This window comes from Thermus igniterrae ATCC 700962 (assembly GCF_000376265.1).
Classification (GTDB): Bacteria; Deinococcota; Deinococci; order Deinococcales; family Thermaceae; genus Thermus; species Thermus igniterrae.
In genome coordinates this window covers 80,489-86,632 of sequence record NZ_AQWU01000071.1, presented here as the reverse complement: position 1 = coordinate 86,632, position 6,144 = coordinate 80,489, and the positions used below count along the sequence as shown (strand labels likewise).

The 6,144-nt window shown below is 69.9% G+C and carries 4 protein-coding genes and 1 tRNA gene; 1 reads left to right on the top strand and 4 read right to left on the bottom strand.

The genetic code is table 11. The features are described 5' to 3' along the window. On the top strand, positions 1–2,313 hold a 2,313-nt coding region (locus tag B128_RS12965; RefSeq protein WP_018112207.1), incomplete at its 5' end, for a tetratricopeptide repeat protein. On the opposite strand, the gene murJ is transcribed toward B128_RS12965, so the two are convergent. The 4 genes from murJ to B128_RS0110365 form a co-directional block, all read right to left on the bottom strand. After that, entirely contained in the window at positions 2,264–3,751 is a 1,488-nt protein-coding gene (gene murJ, locus B128_RS0110380; RefSeq protein WP_018112206.1) for a murein biosynthesis integral membrane protein MurJ, read from the bottom strand. The genes B128_RS12965 and murJ overlap by 50 nt on opposite strands. Continuing rightward, entirely contained in the window at positions 3,741–4,847 is a 1,107-nt protein-coding gene (locus tag B128_RS0110375; RefSeq protein WP_040683618.1) for a PDDEXK family nuclease, read from the bottom strand. The genes murJ and B128_RS0110375 overlap by 11 nt, the downstream gene beginning before the upstream one ends. 36 nt (positions 4,848–4,883) lie before the next feature. Next, a tRNA-Leu gene (locus B128_RS0110370) sits at positions 4,884–4,971 on the bottom strand. 18 nt (positions 4,972–4,989) lie between these two features. Continuing rightward, entirely contained in the window at positions 4,990–6,138 is a 1,149-nt protein-coding gene (locus B128_RS0110365) for an LCP family protein (protein ID WP_018112205.1), read from the bottom strand. Between the last annotated feature and the right edge of the window lie 6 nt (positions 6,139–6,144).

Genomic DNA, 6,144 nt, shown 5'->3' with positions numbered 1-6,144 from the left:
GGGCCCCTGGAGGAGGCCCGGGGCCACTACAGGGCAGGGCGGATGGGGGCGGCCCTCGAGGCCCTAGCCCCGCTCCTGCAAAGCCCCAACCCCCCGGAGGAGGCCCTGACCCTCCAGGGGTTTGCCCTCTACCGCCTGGGCAGGCCTGAGGAGGCCCTTTACCCCTTCGCCCGCCTGGTGGGCACCCTAAGGGGGGGCGCCGAGGCCCTCTACGGCTTCGGCCTGGCCCTCCGGGCCCTGGGGGACGTGGAAAGCGCCCGGAGCGCCCTGGAGGAAGCCCTGAGGCGGGGCTACCGGGAGGCGGAGGAAGTCCTCAAAACCCTCCCCCCCACCCCACCCCCCCTCCCCAAGGCCCGCAAGGCCCCGCCCCCCTTCACCGCCCGGGAGGGGCGGTTCTTCGTGGAGGGGAAGCCCCTCCAGGTGCAGGGGGTCAACCTGGGAGTGGCCCTCCCCGGCCGCTTCCCCGCCCAGTTCCCCCAGGAGGTCTGGCTCTACCGGGCCTGGCTGGAACTCCTCTTTGGGATGGGGGCCAACGCGGTACGGGTCTACACCCTCCTTCCCCCCGCCTTCTACCAGGCCCTGCGCGGCCACAACCTGAGCCACACAAGGCCCCTCTACCTCTTCCAGGGAGTCTGGACCGAGCTGCCCGAGGAGGAGGGCTACCCCGACTGGGAGGGGGCTTTCCTGGAGAAGTTCCTCCTGGAAGGCCGCGAGGTGCTGGACGCCCTCCACGGCAACCTGCGCCGCCCCCCGCGCCCGGGGCACGCCCACGGGGACTATACCGCCGACGTCTCCCCCTGGACCCTGGGCCTCCTGGTGGGGCGGGAGTTTGAACCCTACTCCGTGGAGGCCTACAACCGGCGGCACCCCGGGAGGGGCTACCGGGGCCGCTTCCTGGAGGCCGTCCCCGGGGCAAGCCCCTTCGCCGCCTATCTGGCGGAGGTCCTGGACCGCCTGGCCGCCTACGAGCTGGAGGCCTACGGAACGATGCGGCCCCTGGGGTTTGTGAACTGGCCCACCCTGGACCCCCTGCGCTGGGAAAGCGAGGCCAGCTTCGCGGAGGAGTACCGGCTCCGGCGGGCCCGGGGAGAACGGGTGGAGCCCCCCAGGGAAGGACTCCTCCACGAAGAGGACACAGTGACCCTGGACCCCACCCACCTAAGGCCCCTCCCCGGAAGCCCAGTAAGCCTCTTCGCCGCCTACCACGTCTACCCCTACTACCCCGACTTCCTGGTGAACGAGCCCGGACTGGCCCCCAGGCGTTATAGGGCCTACCTGGCGCGCCTCAAGGCCCACCACCACCCCATGCCCCTCCTCATCGCCGAGTTCGGCCTGCCCTCCAGCCGGGGGGTCGCCCACTTCCACCCCGAGGGCCTGCACCACGGCGGGCACTCCGAGGAGGCCCAGGCGGAGGGCGTCCTGGCCCTGTGGCAGGACATAACCCAGGTGGGGCTTGCCGGGGGGATGGTCTTCGCCTTTTTGGACGAGTGGTTCAAGCGCAACTGGCTCTTCATGGACTGGGAGGCCCCCGAGCGGGACCCCTTCTGGCACAACCTCCTGGACCCGGAGGAAAACTATGGCCTCCTGGCGGCCACCGCCCAGGGGGCCTTCCGCCTGGACGGCAACCCGGAGGAGTGGGCAGGGGTACCCTTCCTCCTCCGGGAGGATGGGAGCTTCCTCAAGGCCCATGCCGACCCCGAGTACCTCTGGCTCCTCTACCGGGGCCCCCTGCCCCTCCGGCTTTACCTGGACACGGTGCCCGGGGGGGTACCCCAGGGCCAGGGTTTCGGGGCGGAGTTCCTCCTGGAGGTGGGTCAGGATGGGGGGAGGCTTCTGGTGGAGGCGGGCTACTACCCCTTCCGGGAACTGGACTATGGCCTGGTGGGAACGGAGTACCTCACCTTCCGGGGGCCCACCCGGCCCGGGCAGGGCCCCTTCGTGCCCTTCCTCCTGGAGCCCAACCGCCGCCGCACGGGCCGGGACGGCACCGACTACCCCCGGGTGGTCTACGAGCTGGGGGTGCTGAGGCGGGGAGTCGACCCGGAGGGGGCCCGCGACCCCACGGCGGACTACGCCCTAGGAGAAGAGGTCCTGGAACTCCGGCTTCCTTGGGGAATGCTCCTCTTCCCCGACCCCAGCCAGCGCCTGGCCTGGTACGCCCCGGGGCCGGTTCCCGTTCCGGGGCTTGGCCTTCTTCGGCCGGGAAGCCAACCCGTCCGCTTCACCTGGGACCCCTGGGAGGAGCCCGGCTTCGCCCTGCGGCTCAAGCCCCTTTACTACCGCCTGCAGGCCCTCTGGCGAGGAGAGCCTTAAGGGGCAGGCCCAAGGCCAGGGCGCCCAGGGCGAAGGCCAAAAGGCCCAGCCCCCCGCCCAGGAGGAGGGGGGGAAGGGCCTCGAGGGCCCCCCGCACCGGGAAAAGCTGCTGCAGAAGAAGCCCCGGCAGGGCCGCCAGGAGCCCCGCCAGGTAGGCCCTAAGGAGGAGGCCCGGCAGGTAGGCCGCCCCCACCCCCTCCCGCTGGAGGAGGCGCAGGTAGAGGAAGAAGCCCAGCCAGCCCGCCAGGGCGGTGGCCAGGTTGAGGAGGAAGAGCCCCGCCCCCTTCAGGAGCCAGTAGCCCAGGGTGTTGAGGAGGAAAACAAGGGCGCTCGCCCCCACCGCCTCCCGCACCCGCCCCAGGGCGTAGAGTCCCCGGAGGAGGAGGGTGTTCACCCCCCAGGGCAGCACGGCAAAGCCCATGGCGGCCAGCACCTGGGCGCTGTAGGCCCGGTTCTCCGGGGTGAGGGGGCCAAAGAGACCGAAGAGGAGGACCACTACGAAAGGGCTCAGGCCCAGAAGAAGCCCCCCCAAAAGGGCCTGGAGCAGGGAGAGGCGCCTCAGGGGGCCTTCCAGGAAGCGGGCCAGCTCCGCCCCCTTGAGGGCGCTCATCCGGGGAAAGAGGGCAATGGCCGGGCTGGTGGCGAAGAGGCCCAGGACCATCTGGAAGACCACCTCGGCGTTGTAAAAGCCCGTGACCGCCGCCGGGGGGTAGCGGGTAAGCACGTTGGTGAGGACCAGGTTCAGGAACTGGCGCAAGGAGGTGGTGAAGGCGAAGGGCCCCATGCGGAGGAGGGCCGGGCCAAAGGCGGGGTGGAGGCGCCATTCCAGGCGGAAGCCCCGGAGGAAGGGGAGCTGGACCAGGGCCTGAAGCAGGCCCCCAAGGCTCACGGAAAGGCCCAAAAAGGTGGGGTCCCCGGGAAAAAGGGCCATGAGGCCGATGGCCGCCAGGTTGAAGGCGATGGGCCCCAGGGCGTAGGGCAGAAAGCGCTCCTCCGCCTGCAGGAGGGCGGAGAAGAGGGCGGCCATGGAGATGCCCAGGAGGAAAGGAAGCAGGAGCCGGGTGAGGCCCACCACCTGCAAGAAGGCCTCCTCCTCCCGCAGGTGGCTTCCCTGGGCCACCAGGAGGCCTGCCACCTGGGGGGCGAGGAGGTAGCCGAGCCCCAGGACCAGGAGGTTCACCCCCAGGAGGAAGGCGGCGAAGCGGCGGGCGAAGGCCCTGGCCTCGGGCTCGGGGAGGCTTTTCAGAAGGGGGATGAGGGCGTTTTGCACCGCCCCCTCGGCCAAGAGCTCCCGGAGGAGGTTAGGCACCCGGTAGGCCACGTTGAAGGCGTCCTTGAGGGCGTCCGGGTAAAGGGCGTTGAAGACCGCCTGGCGCAAGAGGCCCAGGACCCTCGAGGCCAGGGTCCCCCCCATGACCAGGAGCACCTTACGAAGCATTCCCCTCCAGGACCTCCTGGAAGACCTCGAGGAAGCTAGCCTGGTTCACCACGGTGAGGCCGTGCAGGGCGGAAAGCTCCTTGGCCCGGGCCTTGTCCATGCCCAGGAGGACGAGAAAGCTCTCCTTGGCGGAAAGGCCCAGGACCTTCTTGAGCCCCGCGTACTTGGCGATGTGGGCCTGGAAGTCCCCGGTCTTGGCCTCAAACCAGAAGACCCTCTCCCCCACCCGCAGAAGCACGTCCAGCTCCATGGCATCCCCGTTGGGCAGGGTGACCTGGTAGCCCACCCCCACCTCGTGGGGCAGGTTCTTGGAGCGCAGGAACTTGCGCAACTTCTCGGCCACGTACCGCTCCAGCCAGCCCCCGGTGAGGAAGTTTTGCACCCAGCCCTCGGTGCTGGCCTTGGCCCGGATACGCCGCTCCTCGCTTTTGTAGTGGTAGCTGGTGAGGAGGGCGTACTGCTTCAGCATGGTGCAGAACTGGGTGGAGTTGGCGATCTCCTCCTGGCTGGCCTCAGAGAGGGAAAGCTCAAACTGGCGCTTGGTGGAGAGGCTCTGCTTCAGGCGCTCATAGAGTTTTTCCAGGCTCGGGTAGCGGTCCCCCAGGAAGAGGGCCAGGCGGGTGAGAACCTTTTCCTTTTCCTCCTCCTCCGCCTGGGGCTTTTTCACCACCTGGATGCCCAGGCCCTTAAGCCACTCCTCCAGGGAGGCTGGCTTCCGGGGCTTGCCCCCTTCTCCTTTCTCCTTCGGGGGTTCTGGTGCCTCCGGCTTCTGGGGCTCCGGCGCCTCCGGAACTGGCCTGGGAGGCTCTCTCAGGAGCCGCCACATCTCCCCCGCCAGGGCGAAGAAGCGGGCCCGCACGGGGTCCTCACCCCCCTCCAGCCCGGGAGGGGTGAGGCCGGTACGCAAGGCCTCCAGGAGCCAGGCCTCGAGGGCTTCCTGAAGCGCTTCCCGTGCCGCCTCCAGGTGAGAGGCCTCCACCCGGAGGCCCAGTTCGGGAATCTCGGCCAGAAAGCGGCCGGGGCCCACGAGGTCGTAGCGGGCCTGGGCCATGGCGCTTTGCAAATAGCGGCTGATAACGCCCACGGCCTCCAGCATAGCAAGGAAAAAAGCCCCGGGGCTTCCGGGGCCCTTTGGTGCCGGGGACGGGACTCGAACCCGTACGGGGGCTACCCCCCAGCGGATTTTAAGTCCGCAGCGTCTACCGTTCCGCCACCCCGGCGCACGTCCCCCATGCTACCTAAAAGGGCAGGTCCCCGCCAAGGCGCAGGGTGAGGTCGGCCCCCAAGATCGCCTCTCCCGATACACGGAAGGGAACCCCAAGTTCCTGGGCCAGGGCCTCCGCCAGCCGCCCGGGACCGTTTTCCAGCACCTCGGTGCGGCTGGGCGCCAGGTCCACGGGGTGAGCCAGTACCCTGAGCCCCAGGGCGCGCAACCGCTCCCGGGCCCGTTCCGCCAGGGCCTCCTGGCCGGGACCATAGACCAGGGCCACCAGCCGGCCGTCAAGCTCCGCCTCCCCCGTCCCCCCCTCGCCCGTGAAGTAGAAGGCCACGAGCTCCCTGAGGGCCTCCTGGTCCACCGCCCACCCACCCGCAAAACGGCCCGGAAGGAGGAGGCTCACCAGCCCGGGCCGCTTCATGGCGAAGCCCAGGATGGCCCCTTTCTCCCCCCGGGTGAGGTCGGTCCGCACATAGGGCTCCACCGCCGCCACCACCCGGGGCAGGCGCAGAAGGCCCGCCGGGGAGAGAAGCTGCTCTTTGAGGGCGTGGAAAAAGGCCTGCTGGCGCTGAATCCGCCCGATGTCCCCCAGGGCGTCCTTGCGGAAGCGCAAGTACCCCTCGGCCTGCTCCCCATTGAGGACCTGGCACCCCGGCTCCAGGTTGATGTCCAGGCCGGCGGCCATGTCCCGGTAGCGCATGGGCTTCTCCACGCAGACCCGCACCCCTCCCAGGGCGTCCACCCCCCTCCTCAGGGCCTCGGTGCTCACCACCAGGTAGCGCTCGGCCCGGATGCCGGTGAGGCGGGCCACCGCTTCCTTCATGAGCTCTGGCCCTCCCAGGGGGCTTGCGGCGTTCACCTTGTGCCAGCCGTGGCCGGGCAGCTCCACCCACACGTCCCGGGGGATGGAGAGCACCACCACCCGCTGGGCCAGGGGGTCCAGCCGCACCAGCAGGATGGTGTCCGCCAGGCCGCGGAAGCGCTCGGGGGCCCGCCTGTGGTACCCCACGTACTCGGGGCTGGAGCCGTAGACCAGGAGGGTGAGGGGGGCCTTCAGGCCCTCCGGGGCGGGCAAGGCCCCGTGCCGGACCACAGGACCCACGAGGGGGTAGGCCCAAAGGCCCAGGGCCACCAAAGAGGCCAGGAGGAGAAGGAGGATGAACCTCCGCACAAACCA